Here is a 16,708-nt window from a genome sequence, read left to right as displayed (position 1 = left end):
CGGCGGCATTCCGGGGTGGCTATCGGGCCTTCTTCAGCAGCGCCGATCTCTCGCAGCGGCAAACGACCTCGCCGCGCTGGTTGATCGCCTCGTGCCGGAAGGTCACGATCCCGGTGTCGGGGCGCGACTTGCTTTCCCTGAGGGAAACCACCTCGCTGGTGGCGTGGAGCGTATCGCCGATGAACACCGGCTTGGGCATCACCAGCTTGTCGTAACCGAGATTGGCCACGAGTGTGCCGAGCGTGGTGTCGCCGACGCTGAGGCCGACCATCAGCGCGAAGGTGAAGGTGCCGTTGACCAGGATCCGGCCAAACTCGCTTTCCTTCGCCGCCTCGACATCGAGATGCAGCGGCTGCGGGTTGTGGGTCATGGTGGTGAAGAGCAGATTGTCCGTCTCCGTCACCGTGCGGCGAATCTCGTGGGTCAGCCGGTCGCCGACCTGCCATTCGTCGAAATGCCGGCCCGCCATCAGCCGTGCCCCATCACCGCCTTGACCTCGAGGAAATCCTCGAAGCCGAAGCGGCCCCATTCGCGGCCGTTTCCGCTCTTCTTGTAGCCCCCGAAGGCGGCGTGCATGTCGTAGCCGCCGTTGATGGCCACCCGGCCGGCCCGAATGCGCTTCGCGAGACTGCGGGCGAGTTCGATATCCTCGCCGGTGATGGCGCTGGCGAGCCCGTATTCGGTGTCGTTGGCGATGCGGATGGCATCGTCGTAATCCTCGTAGCCGATGATGGTGAGGACCGGGCCGAAGATTTCCTCGCGGGCGATGGTCATGTCGTTGGTCACGTCGGCGAAGACGGTCGGCCTGACGTAGTGGCCGGTTTCCAGCCCCTCCGGCTTGCCGGGGCCGCCAGCGACCAGTGTCGCGCCTTCCTCCACGCCCTTCTCGATCAGCGCCTGGATCTTGTCCCACTGCGCCTTGCTGACGACCGGGCCGATGGTGGCATTGCCCTTGGGATCGCCGGGGATGACGCCCTCGGCCGCTTCCTTCGCGGCGGCCTTGGCCTCTTCCATGCGTCTGTGCGGCACCAGCATCCGGCTGGGCGCGGTGCAGGTCTGGCCCGAATTGCCCATCATGCCGGTGGTCCCCCGGGCGACGCTCTTGGCGAAGGCGCCGTCGTCGAGCACGATGTTCGGGCTCTTGCCGCCCAGCTCCTGCGCCACGCGCTTGACCGTGGGCGCGGCGTTCTGCGCGATGGCGATGCCCGCGCGGGTCGACCCGGTGAAGCTGACCATGTCGATGTCTGGATGCCCGCTGATCGCCTCGCCCACGCCCGGCCCGTCGCCGTTGACGAGATTGAAGACGCCGGGCGGGGTACCGGCCGCGTCCATGATCTCGGCGAAGATGCAGGCGTTGAACGGCGCGATCTCGCTCGGCTTGAGCACCATGGTGCAGCCGGTCGCAAGGGCGGGGAAGACCTTGCAGGCGATCTGGTTGAGCGGCCAGTTCCACGGCGTGATCATGCCGACCACGCCGATCGGCTCCCAGACATGGAGCGTCTGGCCATCGAGCCGCTCGAATGCGAAGTCCTCGAGGATCTCGATCGCGGTGGCGCAATGGCCTGCCAGCAGACCGACATGCGGGCCGTTGGCGAGGCTCATCGGCGCGCCCATCTCGTCGCTGACGGCCTGGGCGAGGTCCTCGCGGCGCTTCTCGATCTCCGCCTGGATGGCGCGCAGCAGCGTCAGCCGTTCCTCGCGGGTCGAGAATTGCCAGGTTTCGAACGCTTCGCGCGCGGCGGCCACCGCACGGTCGACATCTGCCCTGCCGCCAAAGCTGATGTGTCCGAGCGTCTCCTCGGTGGCGGGGTTTTCGACCGCCTGGCGGTTCGGATCGACCGGATCGACCCATTCGCCGCCGATGTAGAACTTGGTGCAATCGCGCATCTTCGTCTCCTTGCGCCAGCGGCCTAGCGAGCTTGCGTCCAGCGCGCCACCACCTCGGCACCGTCTTCCGCGCTGTCGCGAATGGTAGCCGGCGTCCGGTCGAAACGCGGAGCGGGCGCAGTGTGCCAGCGGCCGTCCTTTTCGACATAGGCCTGCCGTGCCTTCATGTGCGGATGCTCGCGCGCCTCGTCGAGCGGGATCACGGGGGCGAAGCAGGCGTCGGTGCCCTCGAGCAAGTCGCACCATTCGGCCTGCGTCTTGGTGGCGAACAGCGCCGCGAGCTTGCCCGCGTAATCGTCCCAATTCGCCGGATCGAGCTGACCGTCGCGCAATACCTCGGGCGCTTCGGCGCGAGTGAGCAGCTCGGCATAGAATTGCGGCTCGATCGCGCCGACGCTGATCTCCTTGCCGTCCTTGCAGGCATAGCAGCGGTAGAAATGCGCCGCCCCGCCAAGCAGCCCCTCGCCCCGCTTCGTGGTCCGCATCGCCGAGGGCGGCTGGCCGAAGAAGAAGCTCATCAAGCTGGTGACCCCGTCGACCATCGCGGCATCGACCACCTGCCCCCTGCCCGATCGGTCGCGCTCGTAGAGTGCGGCAAGGATCCCCATGGCGCAATACATCGACCCGCCCCCGAAATCGCCGACCAGGTTCTGCGGCGGGATCGGCAGTTCGCCCCTGTTGCCGATCGCATCGAGCGCGCCGGTGATGGCGATGTAGTTGAGATCGTGCCCGGCGGCCTCGGCCAGCGGCCCCTCTTGCCCCCAGCCGGTGATCCGGGCGTAGACCAAGCGGGGATTGGCGCGCAGCATCTCGTCTGGCCCGAGGCCCAGCCGCTCCATCACACCGGGGCGGAAGCCTTCCAGCAGAACGTCGGCATTGGCCAGCGCCTCCTTCACCGCGGCGATACCCTCCGCGCTCTTGAGATCGGCCGCCATCCGGTGCCGCGCGCGCTCCACCACCGGGTTCATCGGCCGGTGCCCCTCGCGCTCCACCCGCACAACCTCGGCGCCCATGTCGGCGAGCATCATGCCGACATGCGGGCCCGGCCCGATCCCCTGGAACTCCACCACTCGCAGCCCGGTCAGCGGGCCCTTGCTCTCGTCGGCCATAGGTTCTCCTCTTGCGCCCCCATGACCCGCCCGGACGGTGGCTGGCAAGAGGTGGACGCGAAAACCGCTTGCGCTATGCTCGCCCGGCCCCAACCGGAGATTACCTTCCATGAGCCAATTGGTCCGCCGCCCAAAAGCCGACAGCGAAACGCGCTGCACCGCGGAGCAGTACGAGGAGATGTATCGCCGTTCGGTCGAGGAACCGGACGCGTTCTGGCGCGAACAGGCGGAGCGGATCGACTGGACCATAGCGCCGCGGCAGGGTGGGCGCTGGTCCTTCGATCCGGTCGACATCGCCTGGTTCGGCGACGGCGAGCTCAACATCTGCCACAACGCCGTCGACCGCCATGTCGAGGCCGGGCGGGGCGAGGACATCGCGATCATTTTCGAGCCGGACGATCCGGAAGGCGAAGTGAGGCGGATCACCTACGCCGAGCTTCGGCGCGATGTCGCGCGAATGGCCAACGCGCTGAAGAAACTCGGCGTGACCAAGGGCGACCGCGTCACGATCTACATGCCGATGGTCCCCGAGGGCGCGATGGCGATGCTCGCCTGCGCGCGCATCGGTGCGGTGCATTCGGTGATCTTCGGCGGCTTCAGTCCGGAGGCGATCGCGGGGCGGATCGAGGATTGCGCCAGCGACTGGGTGATCACCGCGGACGAGGGGCTGCGCGGCGGCAAGCCGATCCCGCTCAAGGACAATGTCGATGCGGCGCTGAAAAAGGTGTCGGTGAAGGGCGTGCTCGTCTTCCGCCACACCGGCGGCGAGGTCGCGATGCGCGAGGGCCGCGATCACTGGTATCACGAATTCGCCGCCGACCTTTCCGGCGAGTGCCCCTGCGAGCCGATGAGCGCGGAAGACCCGCTGTTCATCCTCTACACCTCGGGTTCGACCGGAAAGCCCAAGGGCGTGCTCCACACCACCGGCGGCTATGCCGTGTGGACCGAGACGACCTTTCGCTACGTCTTCGACTACCGGCCGGGCGAGGTCTACTGGTGCACCGCCGATATCGGCTGGGTCACCGGGCACAGCTACATCGTCTACGGTCCGCTGCTGAACGGAGCGACCGCGCTGATGTTCGAGGGCGTACCCAACTGGCCCGACGTCTCTCGCTTCTGGCAGGTGTGCGAGAAGCACCGGGTCAACATCTTCTACACCGCCCCCACCGCGATCCGCGCGCTGATGCGCGAGGGCAAGGGGCCGGTCGACAAGCACGATCTGTCCTCGCTCCGCCTGCTCGGCAGCGTCGGCGAGCCGATCAATCCGGAGGCCTGGCGCTGGTATCACGAGACCGTGGGCGGCGGGCGTATCCCCATCGTCGACACCTGGTGGCAGACCGAGACCGGCGGGGTGATGATCACCACCCTGCCCCACGCGCACGACATGAAGCCGGGCAGCGCCGGCAAACCCTTCTTCGGCATCCGGCCGGAGCTGGTCGACAACGAAGGCGCGGTTCTGGAAGGCGCGGCGGAGGGAAACCTGTGCATCACCCACAGCTGGCCCGGCCAGGCGCGGACCGTCCACGGCGACCACGACCGTTTCGTGCAGACCTATTTCAGCACCTATCCCGGCAAATACTTCACCGGCGACGGCTGCCGCCGCGACGACGACGGATATTACTGGATCACCGGCCGTGTGGACGACGTCATAAACGTCTCCGGCCACCGCATGGGCACCGCCGAGGTCGAGAGCGCGCTGGTGCTCCACGGCAAGGTCTCGGAGGCCGCGGTGGTCGGCTACCCGCACGACATCAAGGGCCAGGGCATCTATTGCTACGTCACCCTCAATTCGGGCGAGGAGCCGTCGGAGGAACTGGAGGCTGAACTGCGCCAATGGGTGCGCAAGGAGATCGGCCCGATCGCCACGCCCGACCATCTGCATTTCACCCCCGCCCTGCCCAAGACGCGGTCGGGAAAGATCATGCGGCGTATCCTGCGCAAGATCGCGGAGAACGATTTCGGCGCGCTCGGCGATACCTCGACTCTTGCCGATCCCGGCGTGGTCGAGGCGCTGATCGAAGGGCGGCGCAACCGCTGAAACCGCAAATGCCGTTGGCCGACGCCCCCTGCACCGAAGCGTTCGCGACGAGTTCGGACCGGACATCGCCCGGAGCCGACCTGCTGCGCTTCATCACTTGCGGCAGCGTCGACGATGGCAAGTCGACGCTGATCGGCAGGCTGCTGTGGGAAGCCGGGTCGGTGCCGCAGGATCAGATGGCTGCGGTGATCAGGGATGGCGAACCGGATTATTCCCTGCTGTTCGACGGGCTCGCCGCCGAGCGCGAACAAGGCATAACCATCGACGTCGCCTATCGCTATTTCGCGACCGCGAAGCGCACCTTCATCGTCGCCGATTGCCCGGGGCACGAGCAATACACCCGCAACATGGTCACCGGCGCGTCCATTGCCGATTGCGCGCTGATCCTCGTCGATGTGCGCAAGGGCCTGTCCCCGCAGACCCACCGTCATGCGTTCATCTGCCACCTGCTGGGCATTCGCCGCATCGTGCTTGCGGTGACCAAAATGGACCTGGTCGGCTACGAGAAAGCGGCGTTCGACCGCATCGCGGCGGATTTCGCTGCCTTCGCGGAGACGATCGGGCTCGCCGGCATCGTCGCGGTTCCGGTCTCCGGCAAGAGGGGCGACAATGTCGTGCACCCTTCGGACCGGATGGGCTGGCACGCCGGGCCGAGCCTGCTCGCCTGTCTCGAGACCGTCGAAATCGCATCCGAGGTGACCATCGACCGGCCGTTTCGCATGCCGGTCCAATGGGTCGCGCGGCGCGGAGACGATTTCCGCGGCTACGGCGGGCTGATCGCGAGCGGGACGATCGCGCCGGGCGAGCGGGTCTGCATCCTTCCCTCCGGGCGCACCACCACCGTCGAGCGTATCGTCGCTCCGGAGGGAGATCGGGACAGCGCTGCCGCCGGCGAGTCGACGCTGCTGACCTTTGCGGAGGAGCTGGACTGCGCGCGCGGCGACGTCGTCGCCTGTGCCGCGGATGCACCGCAGATCGCGGATCAGTTCAAGGCGACGCTGGTCTGGCTAGCTGAGGAACCGCTGAAGGTGGGGCGCCAGTATGCGCTCAAGCTGGCGACCCAGACCGTGACGGCCCGGGTGCAGCATCCCGACCACGTCATCGACACGGAAACAGGCGATCGCCTCGCCGCCAAGACCCTCGACCTGAATGCGATCGGCGTGGCCGAAGTCCTCACGGACAAGCCGCTGGTCTTCGAGCCCTACGAGACCAATCGGACGCTCGGCGGCTTCGTCCTGATCGACCGGCTGACCCAGGCCACGGTCGCCGCCGGCATGATCCGCTTCAGTCTGCGGCGCAGCCAGAACCTGCGCTGGCAGCCCATCGACGTGACGCGCGAACACCACGCGGCGATCAAGCACCAGACCCCGCGAGTGCTGTGGTTCACGGGCCTCAGCGGATCGGGCAAGTCGACCATCGCCAATGCGGTCGAGAAGCGACTGGCGGCGATGGAGCGGCACACCTTCCTGCTCGACGGTGACAATGTGCGCCACGGCCTCAACCGCGATCTCGGCTTCACCGAGGCCGACCGGATCGAGAACATCCGCCGCATCGGCGAGGTCGCCAAGCTGATGACCGATGCCGGCCTGATCGTGCTGACCGCCTTCATCAGCCCCTTCGCAGCGGAACGGCGGATGGTCCGCGCCATGTTCTCGGCAGAGGAATTCGTCGAGATTTTCGTCGACACGCCGCTGGAGGTGGCCGAGGCGCGCGACGTCAAGGGGCTCTACCGCAAGGCGCGGGCCGGCGAGATCAGGAACTTCACCGGCATCGGCAGCCCTTACGAAAGGCCCGAGCGAGCCGATATCGTCGTCGATACGGTCGGCATGAGCGCCGAGGAAGCCGCCGATCACATCGTCGCGCGGATATTCCCCAGCCTATGACCGATGCCGAGCTCGCCGCCCATGTCGCCGCCGAAGCCGGACGGCTGGCGCTCGACCTGCGGGCCTCGGGCGGGCTCGAGGGCCGCGCGCTCGGCGACGAGGGCGACCGCGCCGCCAACGTCCTGATCGTCGAGGCGCTGCGCCGGGCGCGCCCCGACGACGGCCTGCTGTCGGAGGAGAGCCGCGACGACGGCACGCGGCTCGGCCACGACCGGGTGTGGATCGTCGATCCGATCGACGGGACGCGGGAGTTCGGCGAGGGGCGCAGCGACTGGGCGGTGCATGTCGGGCTGGCGATCGGCGGAGAGGCTCGCGTGGGCGCGGTCGCCCTGCCCGACCTCGACCAGGTCCTGCGCACCGACAACCCGCTGATTCTCGGCCCGCTGCCGGCCCACCCGCGCATCGTCGTCAGCCGTTCGCGGGCACCGCGGATCGCCCGCCCCCTTGCGGACGCCATGGGCGGCGCAGTCGTGCCGATGGGAAGCGCGGGAGCCAAGGCGATGGCCGTGGTGCGCGGCGAGGCGGAGATCTATCTCCACGACGGCGGCCAGCACGAATGGGATAGCTGCGCTCCGGTGGCGGTCGCCCTGGCGCATGGCCTGCACTGCTCGCGGCTCGACGGGTCGCCGCTGGTCTACAACCGCCGCGATCCTTATTTGCCCGACCTGCTCGTCTGCCGTGCCGAACTCGCGGACGAGGTCCTCGAACGGATCGCCGGACTCGGGCGATAGGACCCGGCCGCGCCCGCCTCGTGGCGAACGGGCTTGAAGACCGCCGCGATCGGTGACAGCGATCCCTCGATACAAATTGCGCACAGGCATAGGGACAGACGATGAGCGACTACGAGACCATACGGATCGACACCGACGGAGGCGTCGCCACCCTCACGCTGAACCGACCCGAGCGGCTCAACGCCTGTCCGCCGCAGATGGCCGAGGAAATTTTCGCCGCCGTGCGCGACCTGGGCGATGCACGGGCGCTGGTGCTCCGCGGCGAAGGTCGCGCCTTCTGTTCCGGCGCCGATCTCGCGGGGAACGCCGAGGCTTCGATCAGCGGCGGCGACCGCGCCTTTACCTCGCTCAGCCGCAGCTACAATCCGATGATCCAGGCTATCGCCACCCTGCCGATCCCGGTGGTGGCGATGGTCCAGGGCCCGGCGGCGGGCGTGGGCTGCTCGCTGGCGCTGGCGGCGGATTTCGTGGTCGCGGGCAAGAGTGGCTATTTCCTCCAGGCATTCGTCAACATCGGTCTGGTGCCCGATGGCGGCGCCAGCTGGATGCTCCCGCGCCTCGTCGGCACGGCGCAGGCGACGCGGATGATGATGCTGGGCGAGAAGATCCATGCCGAGGAAGCCGAGCGGATCGGCCTCATCTACAAATGCGTCGCGGACGAAGCGCTCGCGGACGAGGTGACCGCCCTCGCCCGCAGGCTGGCCGTTGGTCCGACGGTGGCGCTCGGCCTGATGAAGCGCAATCTGCGTCAGGGGCTCCAGGCGGATTTCGCCTCCACTCTGGGAGCCGAGGCGGAAGCGCAGCGCATGGCCGGCAACACCGCCGATGCGGCCGAAGGGGCGATGGCCTTCCTCCAGAAGCGCAAACCCGCTTTCGCCGGACGCTGAGGCGGTGGCGGCCGTAACGCCTGCCCAGGTCGAGGAATGGCAGGGGGCAATCGGGCGAAGTCGGGAGGAGCGGGAGGTTCTGTGCGACACCGCTTTGCGGCGCTACGCCAGCGCGGTCGGGGTGCCCGGTGCACCGCCCCTGCCGCACTGGGCCTTTTTCCTCCCGTGCCCCGCCGACGATGCGATCGGCCCGGATGGCCATCCGCGACGCGGCGATTTCCTCCCGGACGTGACTTTGCCGCGCCGCATGTTCGCCGCCGCGAGCATGGAGTTCTACGATCCCCTGGACACCGGATCGGAGGCCGTTCTGACCAGCCGGATCACCGATGTCAGCCACAAGGCGGGGCGTTCGGGCGATCTGGTCTTCGTCGAGGTGGAACGCGAGATTGCGCAGGAAGGCCGTATGCGCGTTCGCGAGCGGCAGACCTTTGTCTACCGCGAAGAAGGCAGCAGCGTATCGTTGCCCGAGCCTGCCGCGGAACCGCCCGAGGGCGAGCTCTGGCAGCCAGGTGAAGTCAATCTCTTCCGCTTCTCGGCCGCGACCTTCAACGGACACCGGATCCATTACGACTTGCCTTACGCCAGGGATGTCGAGGGCTATCCGGCGCTGGTGGTCCATGGGCCTTTCACCGCCGCCCGGCTCGCCGCGCTCGCCATGCGGGAAGGCGCGCTGACCGGTTTCAGCTTCCGCGCGCTCGCCCCGCTGTTCCTCGGCCAGCCGATCATCCTGAGACGGACGGCGGACAATCGATTCGCCGCCATCCGCTGCGACGGCACGGTCGCGATGGAGGCGCGAACGGAACCGGGTTGAGGGAAGTGATTGCCTGACGATTCACTGCGGCATGCCCCCCCCCCGAACAGGCGCCGTCCGAGCTGGCGCGGCGGTGCCCTCAATATCGGAACGCCAGGGACACGAGTGCCTGACGTCCGTTCGCCGGCACCGCGAAATGGGGGTTGCGCAGCTTGGTGATATAGCGTTCGTCGGTGACGTTCTTGACGTTGAGGCGCACGCCGATCTTGTCGGTGAAGGCGTAGGCAGCAAAGGCGTCCAGCCGCACATACCCATCCGAGGAGATCAGATTTGCGGGGTCGGCGAACCTCTCGGACTGGGCATAGGCCCCGCCGCCGAAGCTGAAGCGTTCGTTCACGTTTACCGTCGCGGTCAGCGAGAGATTGTGCTTCGGCGTGTTCGGCAGAGCGTTGCCGGCGTTCGCGGTTCCATCGCGCAATTCGCTGTCGATGTAGGTGTAGCCACCGAAGAGCGAAACCGGTCCGGCAGTTCCCGTGGCGCCCACCTCGAAGCCGCGGATCCGCGCGGAATCGATGATCTCCGCGACGGATGCCAGGGGGTCGGTGTCGATGATGTTTGCACGATCGACCTGAAAAGCCGCGGCGGACAGTTGCATCGCGCCGCCGAACAGTTCGGCCTTGGCGCCGACTTCGTAGTTTTCCGTCTCCTGCGGTGCGAATGTGTCGTTGTTGATCGCGATATTGCTCGATCCCGCGCCGACATCGGTGCCCGGCGGGTTTTTCGCATTCGCGTAGGAGGCATAGATGCTGACCGAGGGGACGGGCTTGAACACGATACCCCCCTGATAGGTGACGAAATCGGTCTGCAGTTCGCCCCTGAACGGGCCGCCGCGCCCTGAACCTGACCCGCTCGCCCGATAATCGGTGTAGCGGATCCCGCCGGTTAGGATCACCTGGGGGATGACCGTGATCGAATCGAACAGATAGACGCTCAGGTCTTCAGCCTGGGCCAAGCCGGGGGCTGCCGCGGGAGTGATCGCGCCGTTCCACGGATCGCGCGGATCGGGATTCTGCAGATCGGTGCAGTTGAAGGCCGCGGGCGCCGCGGGGGGGCAGGTGCGGTCGCCGGTATCCACGTTGTAGGTGAGATTGTACGTGTCGGCCCAGGTATATTCCACGCCGGCAGAGAGGCTGTGACGCAACGATCCGGTAGCGAACTGACCCGAGATGTTGGCGTTGGCGGCCATCGTCTCGGTGTTGGAATTGCGGCTTTTCGTCGCACGCCACACCAGGCCGTTCTGCACATTTCCGGCGCTGTCGTCGGGATTGGTCACGATGTAGTTCATGTCCGAATCCGAATAGCGCAGCAGCGCCGAGGCGCTCCATCCGCTTCCCATGTCGTGATCGAACTGGAAAGTCGTCGCGTCCACGCGCGTTTCCTGGAAGTCGCGCGACAGCAAACCGTAGAAATTGTCGTAATCGACGTCCGCCGGCTGGCGGAGGTCGCCGGGCAGCTGCCCGCGCGAAGTCAATGGAATGCCGTAGTCGGGCAATTGATCGCTCTCGAAGTGATAGTGCGTCAGGCTGGCGACGGTGGCGCCGCCGATCCCGAACGCGATCGAGGGCGAGATACCCCAGCGATCGTCGTAGACCGCGTCGCGGCCCGGGGTCTGGGAATCGTGAAACAGGCCGACCAGTCGCACCGCAAGCTTGTCGCCAACCTGCTGGTTCACATCCGCGGTCATTCGATAGAGGTCGGACGTGCCGATCGTGGCCGTTGCGGAGACGAAATTGCCTTCGCGCGCAGTCTTGCTCACGATGTTGAGCCCGCCCGCGGCGGCCCCGCGGCCGCCGAATGCTCCGCTCGGCCCCTTGAATATCTCGATCCGCTCCACCGCAAAGGTCTCGCGCGTCTGCACGGCGATGTCGCGCGCGCCGTCGACGAAGACATTGCCGGTCGCATCGACGCCGCGGATCAGCGGAATGTCCGATGCCGACGTCCCGCCCTCGCCCGCGCCGAGCGTGATGCCCGGAACGGTGCGCAGGGCTTCCTCGAAGGAATAGGAGGCGGTTTGTTCCAGCGTCTCCTCGGTCACCACATTGACGATGCGCGGCGTGTCGAGGACGGGCACCGTGCTCTCGTCCAGCTCCAGTTCGTCAGCGCGCTTGCCGGTGACGATGATATCGGTCGGCTGAGCCGCAGCGGCTTCCGCTGCGGCCTCTGCCGCGAGCGCGGGAGCGCTGGCGATGAACCCGACACATCCGAGGGCGAGGTAGGAGGCTGGGCCGCACGCGGCATTGGATCTCTTGGTCATCGGTATGGTTCTTCCCTGTCCACTGTTTTGTGAGGCCATGGGAGGGAAGGGAAGCTCTGTCAATGCAAATGCTAACTATTCTCATTTGCATGTATGATTGTGCTTGGGTGGGATTCGTGATGCTAGGAATCGGCCCAAGCGCGCATCAGATTGTGATAGAGATTGGTCAGTTCGAGAACCGCGTCATCCTGCGGTCCCCTGTCCGCCGACAGAACGCGCACGGTCCGGTCCAGGCGGTAGAGCTGTTCGCGCCGCAGCGGGTCGCGAACCATGCTTTGCAGCCAGAAGAAACTGGCGGTCCGCGCCCCGCTCGTCACGGGCATTACCCTGTGCACGCTCGATGCAGGATAAAGCACCAGATCGCCCGCAGGCAGTTTCACGCGGTGTTCTCCGAAGAGATCTTTCACCACCAGCTCCCCGCCCTTGTAACTGTCCGGCTCGGAAAGGAAGAGCGTGGCGGAAAGATCGCTGCGCATCCGGAAATCGGTCCCGTCCAGACGGCGAATCGAATTGTCGACGTGATCGCCGAACGCTTCGCCTCCTTCGTAGCGATTGAAGAGCGGTGGAAAGACCTTGAGCGGCAGGGCGCCGGCTACGAATTCGGGCGCGTGCCCCAGTGCCTCGAGCACGATGCGGCCTGCCTTTTGAGCAGTCTCGCTGCCCTGGCGCAGCTGGCGGTTTCGCTTCGCCGTGCGCGATTGATGGCCCGACGTTTCGTTACCATCGACCCATTCGGCATCGTCGATCAGCGTATGCAACTCCCGCACCTTCTCCGCCGAGAGCACCTTTTCGATCCGCAGCATCATCCCTCGCCTCCTAGGCCTTCCATGCATGCCACGCGGCGCTTTCGGCGACCCGCTCCGGCCCCACGATCCGCGCCGGAAACCTGTGGCGGTCCGCAAGCGCGATACCGTCATCCACGCCCAACACGATCAGCGCCGTCGCCAGCGCATCGGCCTGCATGCATCCGGGATGGAGCACCGTGCAAGACAGCGCATCATGGGTCGGCGCTCCGCTGACGGGATCGAGCGTATGCGACCACGAGCGATCCTGCGCGTAACGCCGGCGCTCCCAATGACCCGAGCTCGCGACGGCCCATCCGGTCAGGCCGATCCGGGTTGGGCGAGCGGCCGAACCTGGCGGCACGGCAAGATCGACCCACCACGGCAAGCCATCCGCGCGCAGCCCGATCGCCTTCAGCTCGCCGCCGATGTCGAGCAATGCATGTGCGATACCGAGCCGCATCAGCGCTGCCATCGCCATGTCGACCGCGAATCCCTTGGCGATGCCCGACAGGTCGATCACGATTCCGCCCGGTTGCACAATCGTGCCGGGATCGTCGGTCAGTATCGACCCGCTGGCGATGCAGGGCAATCGCTCGCCCGCATCAGGGGGACGATCTATGGCGGAGGGGCCGAAGCCCCAGGCGCTGATCGCCTTTCCAAGCAAGGGATCGAATGCGCCGCGGCTCGCGCGCCCAACGGTGAAAGCGCATTCGAGCACTTGCCGGAACTGTGGCCCGACCGCGTGACGACTTCCCGGATCACCACTGTTGAAGCGGCTTAACTGCGAGTCCGGACGCCACTGGCTCATCTGAGCTATCACGCACTCGGAACACCGTTCCAGCGTGGTCTCCACCCGAACGTCCTCGATGCCTTGTGGCACCAGCGCCTCGAGCGACCAGCCGGTGCCCATCGTTTCACCCGAAAGGGCGATCGCGCGCACGCCGGCCGGTGCGGGCGCGCAGACGGGGTCCCCGGGCGGCAGCAGCAGATCGAAGGTCTCGTCCGCCGCTATCCCTGCAGGCGCTGCGATCAAAGCGGCATGAATTCGAGGACGGCGGTGTAGGACAGGCGCCGTTCGGGCCCATCTTCGTATTCGCCCCGACCCGCCGAGGCCTCCAGATAATAGAGACCCGGCTCGTCAGCGCTCAGCGATACCATGCCGTTGGCATCGGTGGTCAGAGTGCGGATTCCCGGTTCGTCGCGATAGCGGGTTCCGCCGGCCACGAATTCAAGCTCCAGCCCGACGGCGGGTTCGCCGTCCACGAGCAAGCGCATCTGCGCCTCCTCACCTGCGACGAGGTCGTTCGGATGCGTCACGGGTATCATTTCCAGGCCGCTGTTGGTCGGCGCCAGTGCCGTATCGTTGGGTGCGCCAAGCGTGACGAAGGTCTCGGTTCGCGCGACGTTCTCGCTGACCCGAACGTCCGTCGCGCCTTCGGGGATCGCGCTTTCCATTTCCGCGCGGCTGCCGCGCCAGCGCCGGCGCTCTCCATTCAGTTCGTACGATCCCATCATGCCGTCGCTGGCGATGGCGATGCGGTAGGTTCCCTGCCGCGCGAGCTTAAGGTCGAAGACGCTTCGATAGGCGCCGCTGCCGATAACGACGGGCTCCACCCTTTGCCCGTCGGGCCCGGTGATCACCAGGTCGTCGAGGCCGAGCGGGCGGTGTTCGAAGACGAACAACCCGTTCGACGCGGCGGCATCGACGGTGATGGTGCCCTCTTCGCCCGCCATTACCGTGGTCGAAGGCAATAGCCAGCGGCGATGGGCTTCGGCGCTCGATGCAAAGGTGGAGAGGCCGAGCGCGAGGCTTGCGGCAATCAGCGTTGGTTTGGCGAGCATGGCTTTGGTCTATCCTGTTGCGAAAAGGTCAGGGCTGGATCGAAAAGCGGACGGTGCCGAGTTCCTTCGAACCCGATTTCGTCCCGGTCATCGGTTTGGCGGGTGGCCATTGGAAGGGAATGCTCACGAGCTCGCGGCCGCCGACTTCGCGGGCCGCCTCGACCCGGAGGACGTAGGACCCCGCCGCCAGTTTCGGAAGCGGGCCACTGCCCTCGTTAAAGCGCAGCGTGTAGCGTCCGGGCGGCTGGGTGGGTCCGCTGATCCCGTTGGCGGGCATGTCGGTGGTCCGGCCGGCGCGTCGCCACCAGGTGCGCATGTCCGGCAACCACTTGCGCGGATCGTCTCCGCGCAGATCGACATCGTACCACACGTCGAGATTGGCGACGGTCTTTCCGGCGGCATTCTCGAGCCAGACGGCGACATAGGGGTTATGATACTCGGCCACGCGCAGGCGCGGGATTTCGAGTTGGACCTGCATCTCACCCCCGGACGCGGAAGTCGCCAACGCTGCGGCGGTGAGGGGCAAGACCATACGGGCGGCATTGGGCATCAACGGTCCTTGTTCGAGAATCAGTGCACGAGGAAAATGACGAGAAACAGAGGGATGGCGAACCCCGCGCCGACGATGGGCCAGGTCGACGGGCGTTTGCGCGCGTGGAGCTGCAGCAGCAGCAATCCGGTGACGCAAAAGACGACGCAGGCGCCCGCGAAGATATCGATGAACCACGACCATGCGAGGCCGGTGTCGCGCCCCTTGTGGAGATCGTTGAGGGTCGCGATCATCCCCCGATCGGTGTCCTCGAACATGGCTTCTCCGGTCTCCAGATCGACCGCGATCCACCCGTCCCCCCCGGCCCGTGGCAGGGGCACGTAGAGCTCGGCTTCTGTCCATTCGGGGAGGCGCCCGTCGAGTTCGATGTCGAATTCGCCCTCCAGCCATTCCTTCACCGCATCTTGCGGATGATCGCGTGGATCCGCTCGCAATTCGGATAACAGCTCCGGTGGGAGCGTAGCCTCGCTGGTTCGGGTCCGTGGATCGGCTTCGATCGAACCGGCATGGTTGAGCGTGATGCCGGTAACCGCGAAAAGGATCATGCCGACAAGGCAGATCGCGCTGCTCATCCAATGCCAGGTATGGAACTGCCGCCGCCAGAATGGCGACACCAGCGCCCGGCGCTTTCCATTCGATTGTCCGGGGCGGGAGACCACCTGATGCATGAGAGCTGCCGATCAAAAAATGATGGCGGCGCGATGCGGTAATTGCGAATGCATGTCAATAACAGCTTTAGGGTCGATATGTCCGCGCCGAGAAACCTGGCTCGCACTCAAGCGCGTGGTTGCACTCCCCAGCTGCGAAGAACGCCATCGAGGCACTCCTCACCAACCGTCTCTGTCGGCCGACGCAAGCTCGACCGGCTGAACCTGGGCGCCGGTCGGGGTTGAAACGACATCTCGTCGGACATCAGAGACCCCCGCACCGCGCCACCCCGCGCTACTTCCATCATCGTGAGAACCGGCGTGACACAGGCGTCGATCTCGGAAAAATGCTCTATCCATTCAGTCATCGTGCGCGAGGCGACGATGGGCATGACCAGGTCGGCCCTTTCGGCCCATTTGGAAGGATCGAGGTAATCCTCGAAACCATCTGGATCGAGGCCGAGACCCGTCATGAAGGCGTCGTGAAACGGCTTTTCCAGCGCGCCCACGGCGATATGGCGCCCATCTGCGGTTTCGTAGCAGCGATAGAAATAGGCACTGCCATCCAGCAGATTGCTACCGCGACCCTCGCTCCACTGGCCCATCTGCATCCATCCCGCCAGCTGTGTCAGCAAAACACTGATCCCGTCGATCATCGCAACGTCGAGAACCTGCCCCCTGCCCGACCGTACGCGCTCTTGCAGCGCAGCGAGTACGCCAATGGCAAGAAAGGTGCCGCCGCCCCCGAAATTGCCGACAAGATTAAGTGGCGGGACCGGCACCCCGTCGAACGGGCCGATCGGATAAAGACCGCCGCTCAGTGCGAGGTAATTGATGTCGTGTCCCGCCTTCTGGCTCAAGGGCCCACCCTGGCCCCACCCACTCATCCGAGCATAGATGAGCCGCTCGTTCGCGGCGCAGAGCACCTCGGGTCCAAGGCCGAGCCGTTCCATCGTTCCGGGTCGGTAGCCTTCGATGACCACATCCGCCCGCACAGCAAGGTCGCGCGCGAACTCCACGTCTTGGTGCGATTTGAGGTCCAGCGTCATGGCCGGCCGGCCCCGGAAAATGAAATCGAACCGCGCATCCCCCCCGAGTGGGTTGACCGCCCCGGTGCGGGCGATCCGGATCGTCTCGGCACCAAGATCGGTGAGGAGCATGGATCCGAAAGGAGTGGGGCCGAGACCTGAAAATTCGAGTACCCTCACCCCCGCCAGCGGCATGGCCCCATTGGTGTCGCGGTCACGCGCGTTGTCGGTCATTCCCACCCCCTTATATTCTCTC

General features: G+C 66.1%; 15 protein-coding genes. 5 read left to right on the top strand and 10 right to left on the bottom strand.

The features are described 5' to 3' along the window. Positions 1-19: 19 nt before the first annotated feature. From ACGHN1_RS02560 to ACGHN1_RS02550, 3 genes are read right to left on the bottom strand one after another with little or no spacing between them, the layout of a single operon-like run. Positions 20-469 (bottom strand): MaoC family dehydratase, encoded by a 450-nt coding sequence (locus tag ACGHN1_RS02560; protein WP_390548048.1) that lies wholly within the window; start codon positions 467-469, stop codon positions 20-22. Beyond that, positions 469-1,887: an aldehyde dehydrogenase family protein gene (locus ACGHN1_RS02555; protein WP_390548046.1), complete on the bottom strand. Its 1,419-nt coding sequence runs from the start codon at positions 1,885-1,887 to the stop codon at positions 469-471. Before ACGHN1_RS02555 ends, ACGHN1_RS02560 begins: the two co-directional genes overlap by 1 nt. A 23-nt stretch (positions 1,888-1,910) precedes the next feature. Continuing rightward, the gene (locus ACGHN1_RS02550) at positions 1,911-2,996 is read right to left on the bottom strand and encodes a CaiB/BaiF CoA transferase family protein (RefSeq protein WP_390548044.1); all 1,086 of its coding nucleotides are present in this window, start codon (positions 2,994-2,996) and stop codon (positions 1,911-1,913) included. Positions 2,997-3,105: 109 nt separating this feature from the next. Between ACGHN1_RS02550 and acs the strand changes: the two genes are divergently transcribed. From acs to ACGHN1_RS02525, 5 genes are all read left to right on the top strand, one after another. Next, on the top strand, positions 3,106-5,034 hold the full coding sequence (gene acs / locus ACGHN1_RS02545; protein WP_390548042.1) for an acetate--CoA ligase: 1,929 nt from the start codon (positions 3,106-3,108) through the stop codon (positions 5,032-5,034). 14 nt (positions 5,035-5,048) lie between these two features. Further along, positions 5,049-6,917 (top strand): adenylyl-sulfate kinase, encoded by a 1,869-nt coding sequence (gene cysC / locus ACGHN1_RS02540; protein ID WP_390548040.1) that lies wholly within the window; start codon positions 5,049-5,051, stop codon positions 6,915-6,917. After that, positions 6,914-7,648 carry a 3'(2'),5'-bisphosphate nucleotidase CysQ gene (locus tag ACGHN1_RS02535; RefSeq protein WP_390548038.1) on the top strand — a complete coding sequence of 245 codons (735 nt, stop codon included), beginning with the start codon at positions 6,914-6,916 and terminating at the stop codon, positions 7,646-7,648. Before cysC ends, ACGHN1_RS02535 begins: the two co-directional genes overlap by 4 nt. Positions 7,649-7,749: 101 nt before the next feature. Beyond that, entirely contained in the window at positions 7,750-8,535 is a 786-nt protein-coding gene (locus tag ACGHN1_RS02530; protein WP_390548036.1) for an enoyl-CoA hydratase-related protein, read from the top strand. A 4-nt stretch (positions 8,536-8,539) separates the two neighbouring features. Next, positions 8,540-9,346 (top strand): MaoC family dehydratase N-terminal domain-containing protein, encoded by an 807-nt coding sequence (locus ACGHN1_RS02525; RefSeq protein ID WP_390548034.1) that lies wholly within the window; start codon positions 8,540-8,542, stop codon positions 9,344-9,346. A 79-nt stretch (positions 9,347-9,425) separates the two neighbouring features. Here the strand turns inward: ACGHN1_RS02525 and ACGHN1_RS02520 are convergent, their stop codons facing one another. The 7 genes from ACGHN1_RS02520 to ACGHN1_RS02490 form a co-directional block, all read right to left on the bottom strand. Continuing rightward, positions 9,426-11,600 (bottom strand): TonB-dependent receptor, encoded by a 2,175-nt coding sequence (locus tag ACGHN1_RS02520; RefSeq protein WP_390548032.1) that lies wholly within the window; start codon positions 11,598-11,600, stop codon positions 9,426-9,428. A 122-nt stretch (positions 11,601-11,722) separates the two neighbouring features. After that, complete coding sequence (locus ACGHN1_RS02515; RefSeq protein ID WP_390548030.1) at positions 11,723-12,406, bottom strand: Fe2+-dependent dioxygenase; 684 nt, start codon at positions 12,404-12,406, stop codon at positions 11,723-11,725. A gap of 10 nt (positions 12,407-12,416) precedes the next feature. Beyond that, the gene (locus tag ACGHN1_RS02510; RefSeq protein ID WP_390548028.1) at positions 12,417-13,418 is read right to left on the bottom strand and encodes an FAD:protein FMN transferase; all 1,002 of its coding nucleotides are present in this window, start codon (positions 13,416-13,418) and stop codon (positions 12,417-12,419) included. Further along, complete coding sequence (locus tag ACGHN1_RS02505; RefSeq protein WP_390548026.1) at positions 13,415-14,227, bottom strand: DUF4198 domain-containing protein; 813 nt, start codon at positions 14,225-14,227, stop codon at positions 13,415-13,417. Before ACGHN1_RS02505 ends, ACGHN1_RS02510 begins: the two co-directional genes overlap by 4 nt. A gap of 28 nt (positions 14,228-14,255) precedes the next feature. Beyond that, positions 14,256-14,777 carry a DUF2271 domain-containing protein gene (locus ACGHN1_RS02500; RefSeq protein ID WP_390548024.1) on the bottom strand — a complete coding sequence of 174 codons (522 nt, stop codon included), beginning with the start codon at positions 14,775-14,777 and terminating at the stop codon, positions 14,256-14,258. Positions 14,778-14,797: 20 nt separating this feature from the next. Next, the gene (locus ACGHN1_RS02495; protein ID WP_390548022.1) at positions 14,798-15,445 is read right to left on the bottom strand and encodes a PepSY-associated TM helix domain-containing protein; all 648 of its coding nucleotides are present in this window, start codon (positions 15,443-15,445) and stop codon (positions 14,798-14,800) included. A gap of 107 nt (positions 15,446-15,552) precedes the next feature. Continuing rightward, positions 15,553-16,686, bottom strand: coding sequence for a CaiB/BaiF CoA transferase family protein (locus ACGHN1_RS02490; RefSeq protein WP_390548020.1), 1,134 nt, complete (start codon positions 16,684-16,686; stop codon positions 15,553-15,555). Positions 16,687-16,708: the final 22 nt, after the last annotated feature.

The sequence above is a fragment of the Qipengyuania sp. MTN3-11 genome, assembly GCF_042851825.1.
Taxonomy (GTDB): domain Bacteria; phylum Pseudomonadota; class Alphaproteobacteria; order Sphingomonadales; family Sphingomonadaceae; genus Qipengyuania.
Note: the sequence above shows the minus strand (reverse complement) of the source record. Positions and strands in the feature narration are given on the sequence as shown.